This is a genomic window from Pseudomonas sp. SJZ131 (assembly GCF_007828705.1).
Taxonomy (GTDB): domain Bacteria; phylum Pseudomonadota; class Gammaproteobacteria; order Pseudomonadales; family Pseudomonadaceae; genus Aquipseudomonas; species Aquipseudomonas prosekii.
Window position 1 is genome coordinate 517,473 of record NZ_VIVC01000001.1, and the last position, 18,344, is coordinate 535,816.

Genomic DNA, 18,344 nt, shown 5'->3' on the forward strand with positions numbered 1-18,344 from the left:
GGAGTGAGCCTGCTCGCGATGGCGGTGTGTCAGCCAGTTTGATGTCACTGACCCACCACCATCGCGAGCAGGCTCACTCCTACAAGGGGATTTTTGTCAGTAGCAAAGTTGGTGTGACGCCCCCAATCCTTGTGGGAGCTGAGCTTGCTCGCGATGGCGGTGGGTCAGCCAGTTTGATGTCACTGACCCACCGCGATCGCGAGCAGGCTCACTCCTACAAGGGGATTTTCGTAAGTAGCAAAGTTGGTGTGACGCCCCCAATCCTTGTGGGAGCCGAGCTTGCTCGCGATGGCGGTGTGTCAGCCAGTTTTATGTCGCTGACCTACCGCTATCGCGAGCAGGCTCTGCTCCCACAAGGGATCTTCGCAGGGACGCGGGCTTCAGTTTGGTCAGTCGTTCGACGAAACCGGTTCGGTCAGCACTTTGCGGAACGTTTCCACCAGCGGTCGCAGGTTGATCCGGTGCCATGCCGCCCACAAGGGTGTGGTGAACGAGATCCACGGCACGTCGCGCAACACCACGCCCGGTGGGGCGTTGCGGCTCAAGCCTTTCTGAATCATCGCGATCCCCAGCCCCGACGCCACCAGCCCCAGCGCGGTAAACGGCTCGGTCGCTTCCATACGAATATCCGGGGTAAAACCGGCGCGGATACAGGCGCTGATAAAGTCTTCGCGGCTCGCGCAATTTTGCCGATGCTGCACGCCAATCCATTCCTGATCAGCGAGGTCTTCCGCGCTCAAAGTTGGCTGCTGCGCCAACGGATGATGCTCTGGCAATGCCAACAGCATCGGGTCATCCAGCACCTGAAAACCCAACAAATCCGGGTCATCGGCGACGGGCGGTTCACTGACCAGGGCGATATCCAGACTACGCTGGCGTAGGCCTTCGAGTTGTTCGGCGGAGCTAAGGTTGTACAACGCGACGTGCACATTGGGCCGATCCACGCGCAACACGCGCAACGCATTCGGCAGCACGCCGGCGTGCATGGCGTTCTCGATATAGCCGATGCACAAACCGCCTTCTTCGCCACGACCCAGGCGTTTGCCCAAGGATTCGAGGCGATTGGCGTGGGTCAGCAAAGCACGAGTTTCGGCGAGAAACGTCTGGCCGTCGCGGGTCAGCCGAATGCGCTGCTGGCTGCGCTCAAACAGCGTCAGGCCCAGCCGCTCTTCGAGTTGAGCGATCTGCCGACTCAGCGGCGATTGCGAAATGTGCAAACGTTCGGCGGCGCGACCGACGTGTTCTTCCTCGGCGACGGCGACGAAGTAGCGCAATTGGCGGATGTCGATCATGTCAGACCTCTGGGGACTCAAGTGCTGCGCATTATGTCTTGGACGGTCCGACTCTCGCAATCTACGATCGGCTCAACGGTCACAAGAGCTGACCCTCAACACAGAGGAATCACCCATGAGCTTGAAAGACAAACTGCCCGGCGCGCTGGGTTTCGGCACCGCACCACTCGGCAACATGTTCCGCGCCATCCCCGAAGAAGAAGCGCAAGCCACCGTGCACGCTGCCTGGGATGCGGGCGTGCGCTACTTCGATACCGCGCCGTTCTACGGTTCGGGCCTTTCGGAAATTCGCTTGGGCGCCGCATTGGCCCAGTACAACCGCGACGACTACGTGCTCAGCAGCAAGGTTGGCCGGGTAATTCTCGACGAAATCGAAGACACCGCATCGCGCGATCTGGGCGAGAAGAGCGGCGTGTTCGAACACGGCCGGCCGAATAAAATCGTCAACGACTACAGCGCCGACGCGACCTTGCGCTCGATCGAAGACAGCCTCAAGCGTCTGCAAACCGATCGCCTGGACATTGTCTGGATTCACGACATCGCCCAGGATTTCTACGGCGATCAGTGGCTGGAATACTTCAATCAGGCCCGCACCGGCGCGTTCAAAGTGCTCACCCGTTTGCGTGAAGAAGGCGTGATCAAGGGCTGGGGGCTGGGCGTGAACAAGGTCGAACCTTGCGAATTGACCCTCGATCTGACCGAAGCGCAGCCGGACGGTTTCCTCTTGGCCGGCCGCTACACGCTGCTCGACCACGACCGCGCGTTGCAGCGTTTGATGGAGTCGGCACTGGCGCAAAACGTTGAAATCGTCGTCGGCGGTCCGTACAGCTCGGGCATCCTCGCCGGCGGTGCGCACTTCGAGTATCAGCAAGCCAGCCCGGCGATTATCAACAAAGTCGAGCAAATCAAACGCATCGCCGCGGCTCACGGCGTCAGCATCAAAGCGGCGGCGTTGCAGTTCTCCCTGGCTAACCCGGCGGTCGCTGCGGTGATTCCTGGGGCCAGTCGTCCCGAGCGGATTGCCGAAGATGTCGCGGCGTTGAACGAAGTGATTCCTGCGGCGTTCTGGCAGGCATTGCGTGATTCGAAGCTGATTTCCGAACGCGCGCCACTGCCGATCATTGGAGCTTGAGCATGAAAATCGATCTGACGGGAAAACTCGCGATTGTCAGCGGCAGCACCGCTGGCATTGGCTTGGGCATCAGCAAGGCACTGGCTGAATCCGGCGCGACGGTGGTGGTGATCGGCCGCGACTCGGCCAAGGTTGAGCAGGCGTTGGCGAGCATTCGCCACGACGTGCCGGGCGCGCTATTGCGCGGCCTGACCGCCGACCTCGGCACTGCCGAAGGCGCCGAAAAACTCTTCGCCGCCGAACCGCACGCCGACATCCTGGTCAACAACCTCGGGATCTTCAACGATGTGGACTTCTTCGACGCGCCGGACAGCGAATGGACGCGCTTCTATGAAGTCAATGTGATCTCGGGCGTGCGACTGGCGCGGCATTACACGCCGCAGATGGTCAACAACGGTTGGGGCCGGGTGATCTTCCTGTCCTCGGAATCCGGTGTGGCGATCCCGGCGGACATGATCAACTACGGCGTGACCAAAAGCGCCAACCTGGCGGTGTCGCATGGTTTGGCCAAACGCCTGGCCGGCACTGGCGTGACGGTCAATGCGATTTTGCCTGGTCCGACTTTTACGGATGGTCTGGAAGAAATGCTCAAGGACGCCACCGCCGAATCCGGCCGTAGCGCCCGCGAAGAGGCCGACGCTTTTGTCCGCAAGGCGCGGCCAAGCTCGATCATCCAACGCGTCGCGGACGTCGCCGAAGTGGCGAATCTGGTCGCTTACATTGCATCGCCTCTGTCGTCGGCAACCACTGGCGCCGCCCTGCGGGTGGATGGCGGCGTCGTCGACAGCATGGCAATCTGAACCCCGAATTCATCGAGAGAAATCATTTATGGCAACTGCATCAGCGTTTATCGACATCCCGGCTTCGGCCGACGAAGTGTGGCAATTGATCGGCGGCTTCGACACGCTGCCGAACTGGCTGCCGTTCATTCCCAAGAGTGAACTGAGCGAAGGCGGGCGCGTGCGCACCTTGCAAACGGCGGACGGCGCGGTGGTGGTCGAGCGTTTGCAAACGTTCGACAACGCGGCAAAAACCTACAGCTACTCGATTGAACAGGCACCGTTCCCGGCGACCGATTACCTGGCGACATTGCGCGTAGAAGCGCAAGGGCAGGGCGCGCGGGTAACGTGGTCCGGTTGTTTTAACGCCAAAGGCGTGACCGATGCCGAAGTGGAAGCGCTGTTCGACGGCATCTACAAGGGCGGCCTCGAAGCGCTGCGCGCTAACTACCCGGCGTAAGACGCCTTTGTAGGAGCAGAGCTTGCTCGCGAAAGGGGGGTACCGGTCAATGTGATGTCGACTGACCCACCGCCATCGCGAGCAAGCTTTGCTCCCACAGGGATTGGTGCCAGATCACAAATCCCGATCCCAACCAAAAAACTTGTGGGAGCCGAGCTTGCTCGCGATAGCGGTCTATCAGCCAACACCCAACTGCCTGACCCACCGCCATCGCGAGCAAGCTCACTCCCACAGGGATTGGTGTGAAACCACCCATCCCGATCCCGGCCAAAAAACCTGTAGGAGCAGAGCTTGCTCGCGAAAGCGGTGGGTCAGTCACTACAATTTTCAACTGGCGGACCGCCATCGCGAGCAAGCTTTGCTCCCACGGCGGTTTCGTCAGGTCTGGGCGATCAGGCTTTCTCGGCAATCAAGCACCAGCCGGGCGCCGCCGCGTTCGCTGGTGCCGACGTCGAGGCTGAAGCCGTGCAGGCTGACGATTGCCGCGACGATCGACAATCCCAGGCCAAACCCGCTCTGCTGATTACCACCCTCCGCGCGATAGAAGCGTCGAAACACCGCGTCGCGTTCCGCTAGCGCAATCCCCGGGCCGGAATCCAGCACTTCAATCCGCGTATGTCCGCCCTCATTCAACCCGCGCAAAATCACCTCGCCACCCGGCGGCGTGAATTTGATCGAGTTGCTCAACAGGTTCGCAATCGCCTCAAACAGCAACGCGCGATCACCGTTCAATGACGGCAGCGACTCCGGCAGTTGCAGTTGAAAAACCAGTTCGCCTTCCTCCGCCAGTGGCAGATAAAAGTCATGCAACTCTTGCAACAACGGCACCGGATCAAGCTGCACAAACCCTGAACGCCGCTGCCGATCTTCCAGTTCGGAAATCCGCAACAATCCCCGAAAGCGCGCCATCAGCGTATCGGCCTCGGCCAGCACCGAATCCAGTTGCTGCACCAGCGGCGAACTGTCGTCGGCCTGCTGCTGAATCCGGTACAGCTGCGCGCGCAACCGAGTCAGGGGCGTGCGCAGGTCGTGGGCAATGTTGTCGCACACGCCTTTGACTTCGTTCATCAAGCGTTCAATGCGTTCGAGCATGGCGTTGACGATGGCGGCGAGCATGTCCAGTTCGTCGCGGCGGTTCGACAGCGGCAAGCGATGGGTCAGGTCACCGGCGACGATGGCCTCGGCGCTGGCCTGGATCGCGCGGATCCGCCGCAGCGGTCGGCGGCGCAACAGATGCCACCCGGCGATGCCCGGCAGGATCGTCAGCGACACGCCCCAGAACAACGCGTGCAGGATGATTTGCGTCACCGCGAACAGCGAACCGTTGTCGCGCACCAGCACCAGCCAACGTCCATCCAAAGTGCGCGTGGCCACTGCATCACAACTGTCGGCGGGCAGGGTCGGGTCGTCGGATTCGGCGCAACTGGAGAGCATGTGTATCCGCCCGTCCAACGGCAATTCCGCGGGCATCTCGCGCAACGCGCCGCTGAGGTAACGCTGCTCGGCATCGAACAAGCCGTAGGCGTCGATGCCACGAATATCAAACATCATGCTGGCGCCGAGCGCGTCCACCAGTTGCTCGCCCTGAAAGCGCGAAAACAAGTGCTGGCGCTGCATCAACGAGTGCTTGGCGAGGTTGTCGAGGTAGCCGGAAACCTCGTAATACATGACGCCCATGAGGATCGCGCTCCACGCCACAAACAGTGAACTGTAGAGCGCGAGCAAGCGGCTGCTGGAGGAACGCCAGCCTTTATAGGGGTTCAGCAATGACATACCCCGAGCCTCGCACGGTGCGGATCAACGGGACATTGCCGGGTGGATCGATCTTCTTGCGCAAGCGGCCGATGTGCACGTCGATCAGGTTGGTGCCGGGGTCGAAGTGATAACCCCAGACTTCCTCGAAAATCATCATCCGCGACAGAATCTGCCCGGTGTTGCGCATGAGAAATTCGAGCAGTTTGTATTCGGTCGGCAGCAGCGTCAGCAACTCGCCGTTGCGGCTGGCTTCGTGGCTGATCAAATTCAGTTCCAGGTCCGCCACCCGCAGCGTGGTGGCTTGGGCGCTGACGGTGTTCTGCCGACGCAGCAACACTTCGACCCGCGCGGCCATTTCGTCGGTGGCGAACGGCTTGGTCAGGTAATCGTCGCCGCCGGCGCGCAAGCCGCGCACGCGCTCATCGACATCCGACAGCGCGCTGATCATCAGGATCGGCGTGGCAACGCCCATGGTCCGCAGCGTGGTGACGATGGCCAAGCCGTCGAGCTCGGGCAACATGCGGTCGAGGGTGATCAAGTCGTAATCGCCACTGACCGCGCGCGCCAAGCCTTCGCGGCCATTGTCGACCCAATCCACGTCGAGCCCGTGGCTGCTCAACTCAGCGACAATCTCGCGGGCGGTTACGGCGTCGTCTTCGATGGTCAAAATGCGCGTCATAAGGGCGGCCTGCTGTGCGGTTCGTTACAGAATGCGGGCATTTTGCCAAGAAATGCGCGCGGCTAATTAAATTAACTTTCATGTTGCTGGGGTATCCGCTGCAGGCGCAGGTTTCGCCTGACCCCAAGCGGTAATAAAAGCTGCAAGCGCAAGTAGGGCGGCTAACACCGGTTTCGCGGTTGTCGCTCAATGCATAAAACCCGCTGATATTAAGCAACTCTTGCAAATTGCATGGTCTTCAGAACATCTGATTTTTTAACCTGTTGATTTTAAACGGATTATTAAATTCGGACGACTGGCACGCTGCCTGCAATTCCTCTCCTGACAACAAGTTGTAACACCATCTTTCATGCCTGGAGCTGAACAATAATGAATAGATCTTCTGAGGGTTATTACGCTGCCGCAGATGAATCGAGCACGCTCTCGGGCGTGTCCTGGGGCGCGATTTTCGCAGGGGCTGCTGCGGCAGCGGCGTTATCGCTGATTCTGGTGCTGCTCGGCTTCGGTCTGGGCTTCTCGGCTGTTTCACCGTGGGCCAACGAGGGCGTCAGCGCCAAAGGCCTGGGCATTTCCACAATCGTCTGGCTGGCAGCAACGCAAATCATTGCTTCCGGGCTCGGTGGCTACATTGCCGGTCGCTTGCGAGTGAAATGGGCCAACATGCACGGCGATGAAGTGTATTTCCGCGACACCGCGCACGGTTTCCTTTCGTGGTGCGTGGCGACTCTGGTAGCCGCGACGCTGATCGTCGGTTCGGTCAGTAGCATCATCAGCGGTGGTGTGCAGGCCGGTGCAAGTGTTGCCGGTGGCGCCGCGAGTGCAATGACCCAAGCTGCAGGCACAGCCGCTGCCAATACTGACAGCGACCAGTACGGTTACTTCATCGACAGCCTGTTCCGCGATGATCGTCCAGCCGCCGTCAGCGATGACGCTGCACGTGGCACCGTGACCCGCATCTTCGTGCGCAGCCTGAGCAATGAAGGCCTGTCGCCGGAAGACCGCACTTACCTCGCACAACTGGTTGCCCAACGTACCAACCTGACTCAGGCAGACGCCGAGCGTCGGGTTGACGAAGTGTATGCCCGTGCCCAGAAAGCCGTGGCCGACGCCAAGGTTGCTGCACAACAAGCTGCCGACACCGCCGCCAAAATTGCTGCCTGGACCGCGTTGTGGATGTTCGTCGCACTGCTGGCCGGTGCGTTCTTCGCCAGTTTCGCCGCTACTTTCGGCGGTCGTCGTCGGGATGCCGTGGTGTATCTGGAATCCGATGCCTACGTGACCACCAACACGCTGCCACCAGTTCGTTAATCAAGGAGAAATAACCATGCGCTCACTACTTCTGTTTTTTCTCGGCGTGCCGATCCCGATCATCATTCTGATCGCGCTGTTCATGCACTGATTCGTCTGATGCATTGATGTTTACGAGGCTCATGCCTCCGCCGCTTCTGCCCCTGGTAGAAGCGGCTTTTTGCGTTTTGGGGCACTATGTAACCCGATGTATCCTTGTGGGAGCAGGTTCGCCCCTACATTATTTTTGTCGTATCAGGGAGTAACACGTTGGACAAGAAGGAAATCAAACGGCAACTGGTGGCGATGCTCGATGCCGGTCGCTCGAAAACCGAAACGTTCAAGACCTTTTCCGGTGGCGCGGTCAAGGATCGGGTGCTGGCGTACTGGATTGGCGCGCACCCGGACCCGGTGCGTACTGCGCAGCACCAAGGCAAGATGAAAATATTACTGGCGCTGACGATTGCCCAAGCGCTGCTCGGCGCTGTCGCCGGATTCTTTCTGGGCATGATGATCGGAACGATTGCGACGCTGCTATTTACGCTGCTCGCGGCCGGTATTCCGCTGCTGTTCGCCTACGGTTTCTACACTGCCAAAGCGCAGTTTTACACGGTCTACGTGATCCTCTCCCTCAGCCAGTTTCCACGCCTGTTCAAGGATTTTTCCGAGGACCCGGTGTCCGTGCTGATCGGTGCCGCGATCACTTTGGCAATGGTGTTTTTCGTGGCGTACATGAAAAACCTGTTGTTCCCGGACCTGGGTTTCATCGGCCCGAAAAAGATCAAGGGCCAGTTCGTATTTTCCAACTGATGAGCAGGTTGTAGCGGGGCCGCTTTCAATGGCGTGGATCAATATTTCGCAATGAAATATCGCTTAACGTAAAAGATTCAAGCCCTCGCTGCAGCTTCAACTACAGTGCATTGGCGCGCAGCTGATGCGCTGTCGAAGTACCAGTGCAGACCTGCGCAATTTTTGCGTATCAGTTGGCCGGCAAGGTGTAGTGCAGCTTGGAGCTGACAAAATCCACCTGAAACTTTCACGGAAGAATCACGCAATGCAACCCTCAGATAGAACCTTCGATATCCAGCCGCTGGTGCGCGCGGATATGACTTTGCACATCAACGGCCAAGCAGTCAGCGCTGCCGTCGGCGAGACCGTCCTCACGGTCATTCAATCCCTTGGCATTCGCCAAGTGGCCCGCAACGATCACGATCAAATCAGCGGCGCCTATTGCGGCATGGGCGTGTGTCAATGCTGCCTGGTGAAAATCAATGGCCGGCACAAACGCCGCGCCTGCCAGACCATTGTTCGTGATGGCATGACCGTCGAAACCCAAGTCAATCGCATCGCCGAGCAGGAGGTTTTATGAGCCTGCAACCGGTGATCGTCGGCGGTGGCCCGGCGGGCATGTCTGCGGCCATTGAACTGGCCCGGCACGGCGTGCGTTGTACTTTGCTCGAAGAAGCTTCGCGCCTTGGCGGCGTGGTCTATCGCGGGCCGTTGCGCGACGGCGTTCAGCTCGATTACCTCGGGCCGCGATATTCCGAAGTGCTGGGCAAACTGCATGGCGATTTCCAGGAGCAATCCGGCCTGATTGATGTGCGCCTCAATCATCGCGTGGTCGGGGCCGAAGGTACGCGGGCGCTGGTGGTGCTGGATGGCGATGAACGTTTGCAGGAGATCGAATATTCACAATTGTTGCTCGCTGCCGGTTGTCACGAACGCAGTGTGCCGTTTCCCGGCTGGACCTTGCCGGGGGTGATCCTGCTTGGCGGTTTGCAACTGCAAATCAAGAGCGGCGTGGTCAAGCCGCAAGGTCCTGTGGTGATCACCGGCACCGGGCCGTTGTTGCCGCTGGTGGCGTGCCAGTTGCACGCGTCCGGGGTCGCCGTGGCGGGGGTTTACGAGGCGTGCGCGTTTGGCAAGATTGCCCGCGAAAGCCTGGCACTGCTGAACAAACCGCAACTGTTTCTCGATGGCCTGAGCATGCTCGCGTTCCTCAAATTGCACGGTATCCCGATGTTCTACGGCTGGGGCGTGGTGGAGGCGCAGGGCGACAACGAACTGCAATCTGTCACCGTCGCGCCGTATTCGCGCAACTGGACGCCGGACTTGAGCCGTGCACAAACCATTGCCGCGCAGACCCTGGCGGTCGGTTACGGGTTTATCCCGCGCACTCAACTCAGTCAGCAAATGGGCCTGAACCACGGGTTCAGCGACGACGGTTACCTGCGCGCCCAGTCGAACATTTGGCAGCAGAGCAACGAACCGCACGTGCATCTGGCCGGGGACATGGGTGGCATTCGTGGCGGCGAAGCAGCGATGCTCGCCGGGCGAATCGCCGCAACGTCAATACTGCTGCAACGCGAGGTGCTGGACCCGCAATTGGCGTTGCTGCGGCGTGACCGCTATCTGTCGAAACTCAAGTCGATCGTCCGTTTTCGCGCGGCGGTCGATCGCTACACCGAGCGCGGCGCCGGGCAAACCGCATTGCCTGCTGCCGAAACCGTAATCTGCCGCTGCGAACACGCGACCCGCGCCGACATCGACCGCGCGCTACAGCAAGGCGTGCAAGACATGGCCAGCCTGAAAATGCGCACACGCGTGAGCATGGGCGATTGCCAGGGGCGCATGTGCGTCGGCTACTGCAGCGACCGTTTGCGCGAAGCCACCGGGCGCCAGGACGTTGGCTGGTTGCGGCCGCGCTTTCCCATCGATCCGATTCCGTTTTCCGCTTTCCACAACGCCGCCACGGAGGCCGCCGATCATGAGTAAGTTCTACGACGTGGTCATCGCCGGTGGCGGTGTAATCGGTGCGTCTTGCGCCTATCAATTATCCAAACGCAAAAACCTCAAAGTGGCGCTGATCGACGCCAAACGTCCGGGCAACGCGACTCGCGCATCGGCGGGCGGTTTGTGGGCGATTGGTGAATCGGTGGGGTTGGGCTGCGGGGTGATTTTCTTCCGGATGATGTCGGCAAACCGCAAACGCGAAGCACAGGGTTCGGCGGTAGTGGTCGATTCGAGCACGCCGCACATCCTGCCGCAGTCGTTCTTCGATTTTGCCTTGCAATCCAACGCGCTGTACCCGGCCCTGCACAAAGAGTTGCAGGACAACCACGGGATGGATTTCAAGTTCGAGAAAACCGGACTGAAGTTCGTGATTTACGACGACGAGGATCGGCTCTACGCCGAGCACATCGTGGCGTGCATTCCGCATCTGGCCGAGCAAGTGCGCTGGCTCGATCAAGCTGCATTGCGCGAAGCCGAGCCGAGTGTCAGCCATGAGGCGAGGGGCGCGCTGGAGTTTCTTTGCGATCACCAGGTCAGCCCGTTTCGCCTCGCCGATGCTTACACCGAAGGTGCGCGGCAGAATGGCGTCGACCTGTACTTCAACACCAACGTCACCGGCGTGCTGCATCACGGTTCGCGGGTGACCGGCGTGCAAACCGCCGAGGCCGGGGTGTTCCATTGCGACACGCTGATCAACGCGGCGGGTGCCTGGGCGGCGGATTTGAGCGAGCAGGCCACCGGCATTCGGATTCCGGTAAATCCGGTCAAAGGTCAGATTCTGCTCACCGAGCGCATGCCGAAGATTTTGAACGGCTGCCTGACCACCAGCGATTGCTACGTGGCGCAGAAGGACAACGGCGAGATTCTGATCGGCAGCACCACCGAAGATAAAGGCTTCGACGTCACCACCACCTACCCGGAAATCGCCGGGCTGGTGCAAGGCGCGGTGCGCTGCATTCCGGAATTGGCCGACGTCAACCTCAAGCGCACCTGGGCCGGATTGCGTCCGGGCTCGCCGGATGAGTTGCCGATTTTGGGGCCGATGAACGGGGTGCAAGGCTATCTGAATGCCTGCGGCCATTTCCGCACCGGCATTCTGACCTCGGCGATTACCGGGGTGTTGCTGGACAAGCTGATCAACAACGAACCGCTGCCGCTGGACATCACCCCGTTTTCGGCGGATCGCTTTCAAGCCAGGGCGGCAATCGCAGACAAAGAACTGGAACTGGCCTGATGAACTGTGGGAGCCGAGCTTGCTCGCGATAGCGGTGGGTCAGCTGACATTACACTGGCTGACACTGCGCCATCGCGAGCAAGCTCGGCTCCCACAGGTGCGCGGCAAGGCTCAGATCCCTGGTAGGAGAGAGCCTGCTTGTGAACGGGGTCTGTCGATCGCCTGCGGCTTAAACCTTGCCCGATTCCTGCTCTTCCAATTGGTCCGACTCAAACAATCTGGCCAATTCCGCCCGGGCTTCCTGGGCGGTTTGCAGGACTTTGGCGGCGTCGTCGTAGATCGCATGTTGGGCTTCCAACACCTGTTCGTCGTGATGCTTGAAACGCTTGATCCGCGCATCCGCCTGCGCTTGCGTCAGGCCCAACCCGAGCAGTGTGCGACGGCTCATTTCCAGGCTCGAATAATAGGTTTCCCGCACCGCTTCAGCGCCCAGATCAACCAAACGGTGAACGTGCTGACGGTTACGCGCCCGAGCGATGATTTTCATGTGCGGGTAGAGCTTGTGCACCAGTTCAGCGGTTTTGATATTGGTGTCCGGATCGTCGGTGGCGATGACGAAATATTCCGCTTGCTCGACTTTCGCCGCGCTGAGGATTTCCGGGCGCATCGGATCGCCGTAGAACACCGGCACGCCGCCGAAGCTGCGCGACAGTTCAATGGTTTCCACCGAGGTGTCCAGCGCGACGAACTTGATGTTCTGCGCGCGCAAGATCCGCGCAACGATCTGGCCCATCCGCCCCATGCCGGCGATCACCACACGCGGCGCGTCGGTGTCGATTTCACGGAATTTCTCCGGGACCACGACTGGCTGCACTTTCGGCGAATACAGCCGCGCGCACAGCAGCAACAACAGCGGCGTCACCGCCATCGACAGGGTGATGGTCAGCACCAGCATGTCGTACAAACGTGGCTCGAACAGCCCTTGGTCGCGCCCGATCTTGAACACCACAAACGCAAATTCACCCCCGGCCGCGAGGACGATACCAAGACGAATCGCACTGACTTTGCCCAGCCCCCCGGCCAGTCGGCCGACCACAAACAGCAGCGGCAACTTGATCGCGATCAGCAACAGCGTCAGCCCGAGCACGGTGACTGGCGCGCTCAACAGCAGGCTAAGGTTGGCGCCCATGCCGACACTGATAAAGAACAAACCCAGCAGCAAGCCTTTGAACGGTTCGATCTGCGCTTCCAGTTCGTGACGGTATTCAGAATCCGCCAACAGCAAACCGGCGAGGAACGCGCCCAGCGCCATCGACACACCGACCTGATCCATCAGATACGCGGTGCCGATCACCACCAGCAACGCGGTAGCGGTGGACACTTCCGGCAGGCCGGTCTTGGCCACCACGCGAAACACCGGGCGCAACAGATAACGACCGCCGATCACCACCACGGCGATACTGCCCAACACCCGCAAACCGTGATTCAAATCTTCGGCGGCGGTGGTGGTGTGATCGCCGCCGGCGAGCAGCGGCACCATGGCGATCAGCGGGATCGCGGCGATGTCCTGAAACAACAGAATCGCGAAAGCCAGTCGCCCATGAGGACTGGTCAGTTCCTTGCGTTCGGCGAGGCTTTGCAAGCCGAATGCAGTGGAGGACAGCGCCAGGCCCAGCCCTAACACGATTGCGCTGTTCAACGGCTGGCCGAACACGAACAACGCCAGCACGCCAATCACCGAACCGGTCAGCAGCACCTGCGCCATTCCGACGCCAAACACCGATTTGCGCATCACCCACAAACGCCGCGGCGACAGCTCCAGACCAATGATAAACAGCAGCAACACCACGCCCAGTTCAGAAATATGGCTGACGCTTTGCGGGTTGCCGATCAACCCCAGCACCGACGGCCCGATAATCACCCCGGCAAACAGGTAACCCAGCACCGCGCCCAATTGCAGGCGTTTGGCCAACGGCACGGTGAGCACCGCCGCGAACAGAAACACGACAGCGGCTTGCAACAAGTTGCCTTCATGCGGCATGACAAAAACTCCAACGACTCGATACGGCGGGGGCGACAAGGATAAAGGCTGAAGCCGCAGGCGTCAGCTGCGCATTCGCCAGCGCCGTCTCATTCCCCTGAAGGAGCGAGCCTGCTCGCGATAGCAATCTCCCGGCAATCGCAACCTCCGTCACATTCTGCATCAATTGGTTACATTCATAGGATAAGCTGATCAGTCTGTCTGCTTCCGAGTGCGCACCATGGCGATCAATTTCGACCTCAACGATCTGCAAGCCTTCCGCGCCGTGGTCGAGCAGGGCAGCTTTCGCAAGGCTGCCGATACGGTGCGCATTTCCCAACCGGCGCTGAGCCGGCGCATCGAAAAGCTTGAAGAGGCGCTCGGGGTAAAACTGTTCGAGCGCACCACGCGCAAGGTCAGCCTGACCCAGGCCGGGCGCGGCTTCATCCCCAGCGTCGAGCGTTTGCTTGATGATCTGGATGTGGCGCTGTTGGGCATCAGCGAAGTCGCCTCGACCCGCCTCGGCCACGTCACGGTCGCCTGCGTGCCGTCGGCGGCGTACTACTTCATGCCGCGAGTGATCGCCCGTTACCACCGGCAATTCCCCCGAATCAAGGTCAAAGTCCTCGATTCCAGCGCCCACGACGTGCTCAGCGCCGTGGTCAACGGCGAGGCGGATTTCGGTTTGAGTTTTATGGGCACGCTGGAGGCCGAAGTCGATTTCGAACCCTTGGTGCAAGAAGGCTACGTGGTCGCCTGTCGCCGTGATCACCCGTTGGCTGGGCGTCGCAGCGTGACGTGGGATGAGTTTTATCGGCAGGATTACATCTCGCTCGACAAGACTTCGGGCAACCGGTTTCTGCTCGACCAGGCGCTGGCCGGTGTGGTCCCGCAACGCCCGAGCATCTGCGAAACCCGCCACGTCACGACCATGATCGGCTTGGTCGAAGCCGGACTGGGCGTGGCCGCCGTGCCGCTAATGGCGATGCCGGCCGAGGATCATCCAATCCTCACGCGCGTACCACTGACCGATCCGCAAGTGGTGCGCAGCGTCGGGCTGATCAAGCGCCGGGGTCGCACCTTGACCCCGGCAGCCCTGGAACTGGAACGTCTGGTGGTCGAAATGAAAGTTCAGCCGGCAACGCTCTACGACTGACCGAATCCAGCCCGGTGCTCTGCACTTGCGGCTGAACGGCCGGGGAGGCCAGGAAGCTCAGCAAGGCCTTGGCTTGCGCCGGATGTTGCGCGCCGACCGGAATGCCCGCAGCGAAACGCGTCACCGACTGCACCGATTCCGGAATCTTCGCGACAAAACTCACACCGGGTACTGGCAGCAATTCGCTGACCTGCTGGAAACCCAATTGATAGTCGCCCGTGGCAACCACCGAGCCGACCGGAATCTTCGGGATCATCTTCGATTTGGGTTTGAGTTGGTCCTCGATGCCCAAGCGCTTGAACAGTTGCTGCTCGATATACACGCCGCTGGCGCTATCGGAATACGCCACCGATTGCGCGTCGAGCAGGGTCTTTTTCAACGCCGCTTCAGAACTGATGTCGGGTTTCGCTGCGCCGTTACGCACCACCAGACCGATCCGCGAATCCGCCAGTTCGACTCGCGACGCCGGGTCGACCTTGCCTTGTTTGATCAGCTCATCCAACGCGTAACCGACCATGATCACCACATCAGCCTTTTCGCCGCGCGCCAGACGATTGGGAATCGCCTCGGGTGCCTTGCCCATCGACGGCCCAAGCGCGGTATCCAACGTGTGGCCGGTGGCCGCAGCGAATTCCGGGCCGAGGATTTTATAGGCCGCGGTAAACCCGCCCGAAGTCATCACGCGCAGCTCTTCAGCCTGGGCAACGGTGCTGAAACCAAGGCTGGCGACCAGAGCCAGCGCGGCGAAGTTGAATAGTTTGTTCATCAGTTGATTCTCAAAAAGTCAGGATTACGAAAGAGCCGGTTGCAGGCGACCGGTCGAACGGCGATACAGAAACAGCGTCGCGCACAAGGCGCAGAGTGCGGCGAAACTCATCCAATAGCCGGGCGCGGCTTTGTCGCCGGTGTACTCGATCAGCAACGTCGACATGGCCGGGGTGAAACCGCCGAACACCGCCGTGGCCAAGCTGTACGCCAGAGAAAACCCGGCGACCCGCACCTCAACCGGCATGATCTCGGTGAGGGCGGCAATCATCGCGCCGTTGTACAAGCCATAGATGAACGACAACCACAGCAACACCAGCAGCATGTTGAGGAAACTCGGCGCGTTGACCAGATACGTCAGCGCCGGATAAGCCGTGGCCAGGGTCAGCAGCGCCATGGCGATCAGCACCGGACGCCGGCCGATGCGGTCGGACAACGCGCCGCCAATCGGCAACCAGAAAAAGTTCGAAACCCCCACCAGCAACGTCACCAGCAACGCGTCGGCGGTGCTCAGGTGCAGCACGGTTTTGCCGAAGGTCGGCGCGTACACGGTGATCAGGTAAAACGCGGTGGTGGTCAGGGCGACCATCATCATCCCGGCAAACACAATCACCCAATTCTGCGCCAGCGTGCGAAACACCTCGCCCATGGTTGGGCGGTGTTTGCGCGCGGCAAACTCCTCGGTTTCTTCCAGGTTACGGCGCAGGAAGAAGATGAACGGGACGATCAGGCAACCGACAAAAAACGGAATTCGCCAGCCCCAATCGGCAATCATCGTCGGCGCCATCCACTGGTTCAGCCCATAGCCCAAACCTGCGGCGACAATGATCGCCACTTGCTGACTGGCCGACTGCCAACTGGTGAAAAAGCCTTTGTTGCCCGGCGTGGCGATCTCCGACAGATACACCGACACACCGCCCATTTCCGCGCCCGCCGAGAAGCCCTGAAGCAGGCGACCGATCAACACAATCGCCGGGGCAAACAGGCCGATGCTCTCGTAACCGGGCACCAGCACAATCAAAATGGTGCCGCTGGCCATGATCGACAACGTCACGATCAAACCCTTGCGCCGCCCGACATCGTCGATATACGCACCGAGCACCACAGCGCCCAATGGCCGCATCAGGAACCCGGCGCCGAACACTGCAAAGGTCATCATCAGGGAGGCGAATTCGCTACTGGCCGGGAAGAACACAGCCGCGATCTGCGTGGCGTAGAAGCCGAAAAGGAAGAAGTCGAATTGTTCGAGGAAGTTGCCCGAGGTCACTCGGAAAATCGCCCCGGCACGCGAACCACCGGAAGGAATTGCTGCTGTCATTTGATGTGTCTCCACCGCTTTTATGACGTGCGCCTCGTTGCAGCAGCGCACGGTTCTTATTGGGGCGGATAGTGGAGCAGGGCTATCGATATGTTAATTGCATTGTTGGCATGTATTGATGCGTGCAGCGGATCAATGGGTGGTTGGGCTTTGGTCGGCCAAGCGTCGTGTTCCGGCAAATTTGATCAGCGCAACAAGGAATGATTTGCCGCGGGCGCAGTCCGAACTTCAGTACCCAGACATCCCAGAGGTTTACCGATGACAAGCAAAACCCTTATCGCCAGCCTCGCCCTTGTCGCAGGCTTCGCCGCTGTCACTCCAATCGTCCAAGCGGCTGACAATCCGCAAAAAACCGTGCAGCCAGGGGTCGACAACAAACGCACCCTGGAAGTCGGCGACCGCGCCCCGGACATCTACCAGCGCAGCGAAAAAGCTCTGAAAAACTGGAAAGAAAAAGGCCTGCAATCACCGAAGGCTGATTCGCAGTGGGTGCAGATCAATGACAAGTACATGATGGTGATGATCACCAACGGGACGATTGTGGATATTCGCCCGGTTGAGCGTTAGGCCCTGAATCAATTGTTCCGGCGCACGCTTGACGCTGACCGTTAGCGCGCGCCGGGCAGTCTTTTTCCCGTCACTCGGCTCGACCCGCGGAATCCCTTCACCGAAACCTCCCCTCAAGACAGTTGCCAACTCCGCAAAATTCTGGGAAAACGGCGCCCATTCGCCCTCGCGGCTAATGAACAAAACAGAACAGATGAGTGTGGGCAATGAACGAAGAACTTCAGGTAATCGATCTCGAATTGGGTGATGGCAAGGCTGCGGTAAAAGGCGCTTTGATCACCACGCAATACCGTGGATGGCTGGAGGACGGAACCGAGTTCGATTCTTCCTACAGTCGCGGCAAGCCTTTTCAGTGCGTGATTGGCACCGGGCGCGTGATCAAGGGCTGGGATCAGGGAATCATCGGCATGCAGGTTGGCGGCAAGCGCAAGCTGCTGGTGCCGGCGCATCTGGCTTACGGCGAGCGCAGCATGGGCGCAATCACACCGAATTCGAACCTGATTTTCGAGATTGAATTGCTCGAAGTGCTGACGCGCGATGATTGATCGGTGGTGGCGTGAATGACGAAACCCCGCTGGCTGAAGAGCTGCCGGGTTTTTGGTTATCGAGTCAGGCATGCCGGATTTCTTTTTGTCGGTACCTCAGGTGAACATCTCAATATTATCGAGCGTGTCGCTAACGGTTGCTTCGAGCGCGGGTGTCACTGCTTTCATTCTGGTTTTTCAAGCGGAGCAAACGCTGTCCTAAGCCCGAAAATCCCAGACGATTTCCACCACGCGAATCGCCAGCACCAGATAAATCAGAAATAAAATCACCTGAAACGCCGTGTGGTAGGGCAGCCGCGACAATCGCCGCATGCCATCGCTGACGTTGAGCAGCATCAACACTGCCGACACGCCGATCAGCGCCCAACCGGCCAGATCCGAGGCCAGCAGCCCCATGTACAAGTGATGGCCACTGTCGAGGGCATTGGTGCCCGCCGCGAACAATAATGCGCAGACCAGCAGGTTCTTGATGTTGTCGAACACCTGCGTGGTGAAGTCGGTGTCCAGCAAGGCCAGATACTTTCGCCAGAATTTGTTCATGGTCTTCATACCTGTCGGGGGCATTCGCACGCGGCAAGTTTAGTGAGGAATCGGGTCAGGCGCCGATTTCATCCGGTCCGAC

General features: G+C 59.8%; 17 protein-coding genes and 1 pseudogene. 11 read left to right on the forward strand and 7 right to left on the reverse strand.

What is annotated here, in order from left to right; all coding sequences use genetic code 11:
• Nucleotides 1–389 precede the first annotated feature (389 nt).
• Nucleotides 390–1,292: a LysR substrate-binding domain-containing protein gene (locus tag FBY12_RS02170; RefSeq protein WP_121734117.1), complete on the reverse strand. Its 903-nt coding sequence runs from the start codon at nt 1,290–1,292 to the stop codon at nt 390–392.
• A 115-nt stretch (nt 1,293–1,407) separates the two neighbouring features.
• Here FBY12_RS02170 and FBY12_RS02175 point away from each other — a divergent pair, with 115 nt between their 5' ends.
• Genes FBY12_RS02175 through FBY12_RS02185 form a run of 3 tightly spaced genes read left to right on the forward strand, consistent with a single transcriptional unit; the run spans nt 1,408 to nt 3,663 of the window.
• Nucleotides 1,408–2,424 carry an aldo/keto reductase gene (locus tag FBY12_RS02175; protein WP_092269753.1) on the forward strand — a complete coding sequence of 339 codons (1,017 nt, stop codon included), beginning with the start codon at nt 1,408–1,410 and terminating at the stop codon, nt 2,422–2,424.
• Between the two features lie 2 nt (nt 2,425–2,426).
• On the forward strand, nt 2,427–3,224 hold the full coding sequence (locus FBY12_RS02180; protein ID WP_145250686.1) for an SDR family NAD(P)-dependent oxidoreductase: 798 nt from the start codon (nt 2,427–2,429) through the stop codon (nt 3,222–3,224).
• A gap of 28 nt (nt 3,225–3,252) precedes the next feature.
• Nucleotides 3,253–3,663, forward strand: coding sequence for an SRPBCC family protein (locus FBY12_RS02185; protein ID WP_145250689.1), 411 nt, complete (start codon nt 3,253–3,255; stop codon nt 3,661–3,663).
• A 378-nt stretch (nt 3,664–4,041) separates the two neighbouring features.
• On the opposite strand, the gene FBY12_RS02190 is transcribed toward FBY12_RS02185, so the two are convergent.
• Both FBY12_RS02190 and FBY12_RS02195 read right to left on the reverse strand, forming a co-directional pair.
• Nucleotides 4,042–5,436 carry a HAMP domain-containing sensor histidine kinase gene (locus FBY12_RS02190; protein WP_145250692.1) on the reverse strand — a complete coding sequence of 465 codons (1,395 nt, stop codon included), beginning with the start codon at nt 5,434–5,436 and terminating at the stop codon, nt 4,042–4,044.
• Nucleotides 5,414–6,097 carry a response regulator transcription factor gene (locus FBY12_RS02195; protein ID WP_092269740.1) on the reverse strand — a complete coding sequence of 228 codons (684 nt, stop codon included), beginning with the start codon at nt 6,095–6,097 and terminating at the stop codon, nt 5,414–5,416. Before FBY12_RS02195 ends, FBY12_RS02190 begins: the two co-directional genes overlap by 23 nt.
• Nucleotides 6,098–6,466: 369 nt before the next feature.
• Here FBY12_RS02195 and FBY12_RS02200 point away from each other — a divergent pair, with 369 nt between their 5' ends.
• The 5 genes from FBY12_RS02200 (at nt 6,467) to hcnC (ending at nt 11,411) form a co-directional block, all read left to right on the forward strand.
• On the forward strand, nt 6,467–7,405 hold the full coding sequence (locus FBY12_RS02200; protein WP_121734114.1) for a hypothetical protein: 939 nt from the start codon (nt 6,467–6,469) through the stop codon (nt 7,403–7,405).
• A gap of 249 nt (nt 7,406–7,654) precedes the next feature.
• Nucleotides 7,655–8,194, forward strand: coding sequence for a hypothetical protein (locus FBY12_RS02205; RefSeq protein ID WP_145250694.1), 540 nt, complete (start codon nt 7,655–7,657; stop codon nt 8,192–8,194).
• Nucleotides 8,195–8,438: 244 nt separating this feature from the next.
• Nucleotides 8,439–8,753, forward strand: coding sequence for a (2Fe-2S)-binding protein (locus FBY12_RS02210; RefSeq protein WP_145250697.1), 315 nt, complete (start codon nt 8,439–8,441; stop codon nt 8,751–8,753).
• A complete protein-coding gene (gene hcnB, locus FBY12_RS02215; protein ID WP_145250700.1) occupies nt 8,750–10,159 on the forward strand; it encodes a cyanide-forming glycine dehydrogenase subunit HcnB in 1,410 nt (469 codons plus the stop codon). Before FBY12_RS02210 ends, hcnB begins: the two co-directional genes overlap by 4 nt.
• Complete coding sequence (gene hcnC / locus FBY12_RS02220; protein ID WP_145250703.1) at nt 10,152–11,411, forward strand: cyanide-forming glycine dehydrogenase subunit HcnC; 1,260 nt, start codon at nt 10,152–10,154, stop codon at nt 11,409–11,411. The genes hcnB and hcnC overlap by 8 nt, the downstream gene beginning before the upstream one ends.
• Before the next feature lie 169 nt (nt 11,412–11,580).
• Here hcnC and FBY12_RS02225 read toward each other — a convergent pair whose 3' ends face one another.
• A complete protein-coding gene (locus FBY12_RS02225; RefSeq protein WP_145250706.1) occupies nt 11,581–13,392 on the reverse strand; it encodes a monovalent cation:proton antiporter-2 (CPA2) family protein in 1,812 nt (603 codons plus the stop codon).
• 220 nt (nt 13,393–13,612) lie between these two features.
• Between FBY12_RS02225 and FBY12_RS02230 the strand changes: the two genes are divergently transcribed.
• Nucleotides 13,613–14,527, forward strand: a complete 915-nt coding sequence (locus FBY12_RS02230) for a LysR family transcriptional regulator (RefSeq protein WP_145250709.1) — start codon at nt 13,613–13,615, stop codon at nt 14,525–14,527.
• On the opposite strand, the pseudogene FBY12_RS02235 reads toward FBY12_RS02230, so the two are convergent.
• Nucleotides 14,520–15,293, reverse strand: a pseudogene (locus tag FBY12_RS02235) (substrate-binding domain-containing protein); the annotation flags it as partial. The gene FBY12_RS02230 and the pseudogene FBY12_RS02235 overlap by 8 nt on opposite strands.
• 24 nt (nt 15,294–15,317) lie before the next feature.
• Entirely contained in the window at nt 15,318–16,610 is a 1,293-nt protein-coding gene (locus FBY12_RS02240) for an MFS transporter (RefSeq protein ID WP_145250714.1), read from the reverse strand.
• Nucleotides 16,611–16,868: 258 nt separating this feature from the next.
• On the opposite strand from FBY12_RS02240, the gene FBY12_RS02245 reads away from it, so the two are divergent.
• Nucleotides 16,869–17,177, forward strand: a complete 309-nt coding sequence (locus FBY12_RS02245; RefSeq protein ID WP_145250717.1) for an RcnB family protein — start codon at nt 16,869–16,871, stop codon at nt 17,175–17,177.
• A gap of 206 nt (nt 17,178–17,383) precedes the next feature.
• Entirely contained in the window at nt 17,384–17,722 is a 339-nt protein-coding gene (locus tag FBY12_RS02250) for an FKBP-type peptidyl-prolyl cis-trans isomerase (RefSeq protein ID WP_145250720.1), read from the forward strand.
• Between the two features lie 198 nt (nt 17,723–17,920).
• On the opposite strand, the gene FBY12_RS02255 is transcribed toward FBY12_RS02250, so the two are convergent.
• Nucleotides 17,921–18,262, reverse strand: coding sequence for a hypothetical protein (locus FBY12_RS02255; protein ID WP_121734103.1), 342 nt, complete (start codon nt 18,260–18,262; stop codon nt 17,921–17,923).
• Nucleotides 18,263–18,344 lie beyond the last annotated feature (82 nt).

Coding starts and splice junctions, on each gene's coding strand:
- FBY12_RS02170 (WP_121734117.1), bottom strand. CDS start 1,292: ATGATCGACATCCGCCAATTGCGCTACTTCGTCGCCGTCGCCGAGGAA.
- FBY12_RS02175 (WP_092269753.1), top strand. CDS start 1,408: ATGAGCTTGAAAGACAAACTGCCCGGCGCGCTGGGTTTCGGCACCGCA.
- FBY12_RS02180 (WP_145250686.1), top strand. CDS start 2,427: ATGAAAATCGATCTGACGGGAAAACTCGCGATTGTCAGCGGCAGCACC.
- FBY12_RS02185 (WP_145250689.1), top strand. CDS start 3,253: ATGGCAACTGCATCAGCGTTTATCGACATCCCGGCTTCGGCCGACGAA.
- FBY12_RS02190 (WP_145250692.1), bottom strand. CDS start 5,436: ATGTCATTGCTGAACCCCTATAAAGGCTGGCGTTCCTCCAGCAGCCGC.
- FBY12_RS02195 (WP_092269740.1), bottom strand. CDS start 6,097: ATGACGCGCATTTTGACCATCGAAGACGACGCCGTAACCGCCCGCGAG.
- FBY12_RS02200 (WP_121734114.1), top strand. CDS start 6,467: ATGAATAGATCTTCTGAGGGTTATTACGCTGCCGCAGATGAATCGAGC.
- FBY12_RS02210 (WP_145250697.1), top strand. CDS start 8,439: ATGCAACCCTCAGATAGAACCTTCGATATCCAGCCGCTGGTGCGCGCG.
- hcnB (WP_145250700.1), top strand. CDS start 8,750: ATGAGCCTGCAACCGGTGATCGTCGGCGGTGGCCCGGCGGGCATGTCT.
- hcnC (WP_145250703.1), top strand. CDS start 10,152: ATGAGTAAGTTCTACGACGTGGTCATCGCCGGTGGCGGTGTAATCGGT.
- FBY12_RS02225 (WP_145250706.1), bottom strand. CDS start 13,392: ATGCCGCATGAAGGCAACTTGTTGCAAGCCGCTGTCGTGTTTCTGTTC.
- FBY12_RS02230 (WP_145250709.1), top strand. CDS start 13,613: ATGGCGATCAATTTCGACCTCAACGATCTGCAAGCCTTCCGCGCCGTG.
- FBY12_RS02240 (WP_145250714.1), bottom strand. CDS start 16,610: ATGACAGCAGCAATTCCTTCCGGTGGTTCGCGTGCCGGGGCGATTTTC.
- FBY12_RS02245 (WP_145250717.1), top strand. CDS start 16,869: ATGACAAGCAAAACCCTTATCGCCAGCCTCGCCCTTGTCGCAGGCTTC.
- FBY12_RS02250 (WP_145250720.1), top strand. CDS start 17,384: ATGAACGAAGAACTTCAGGTAATCGATCTCGAATTGGGTGATGGCAAG.
- FBY12_RS02255 (WP_121734103.1), bottom strand. CDS start 18,262: ATGAACAAATTCTGGCGAAAGTATCTGGCCTTGCTGGACACCGACTTC.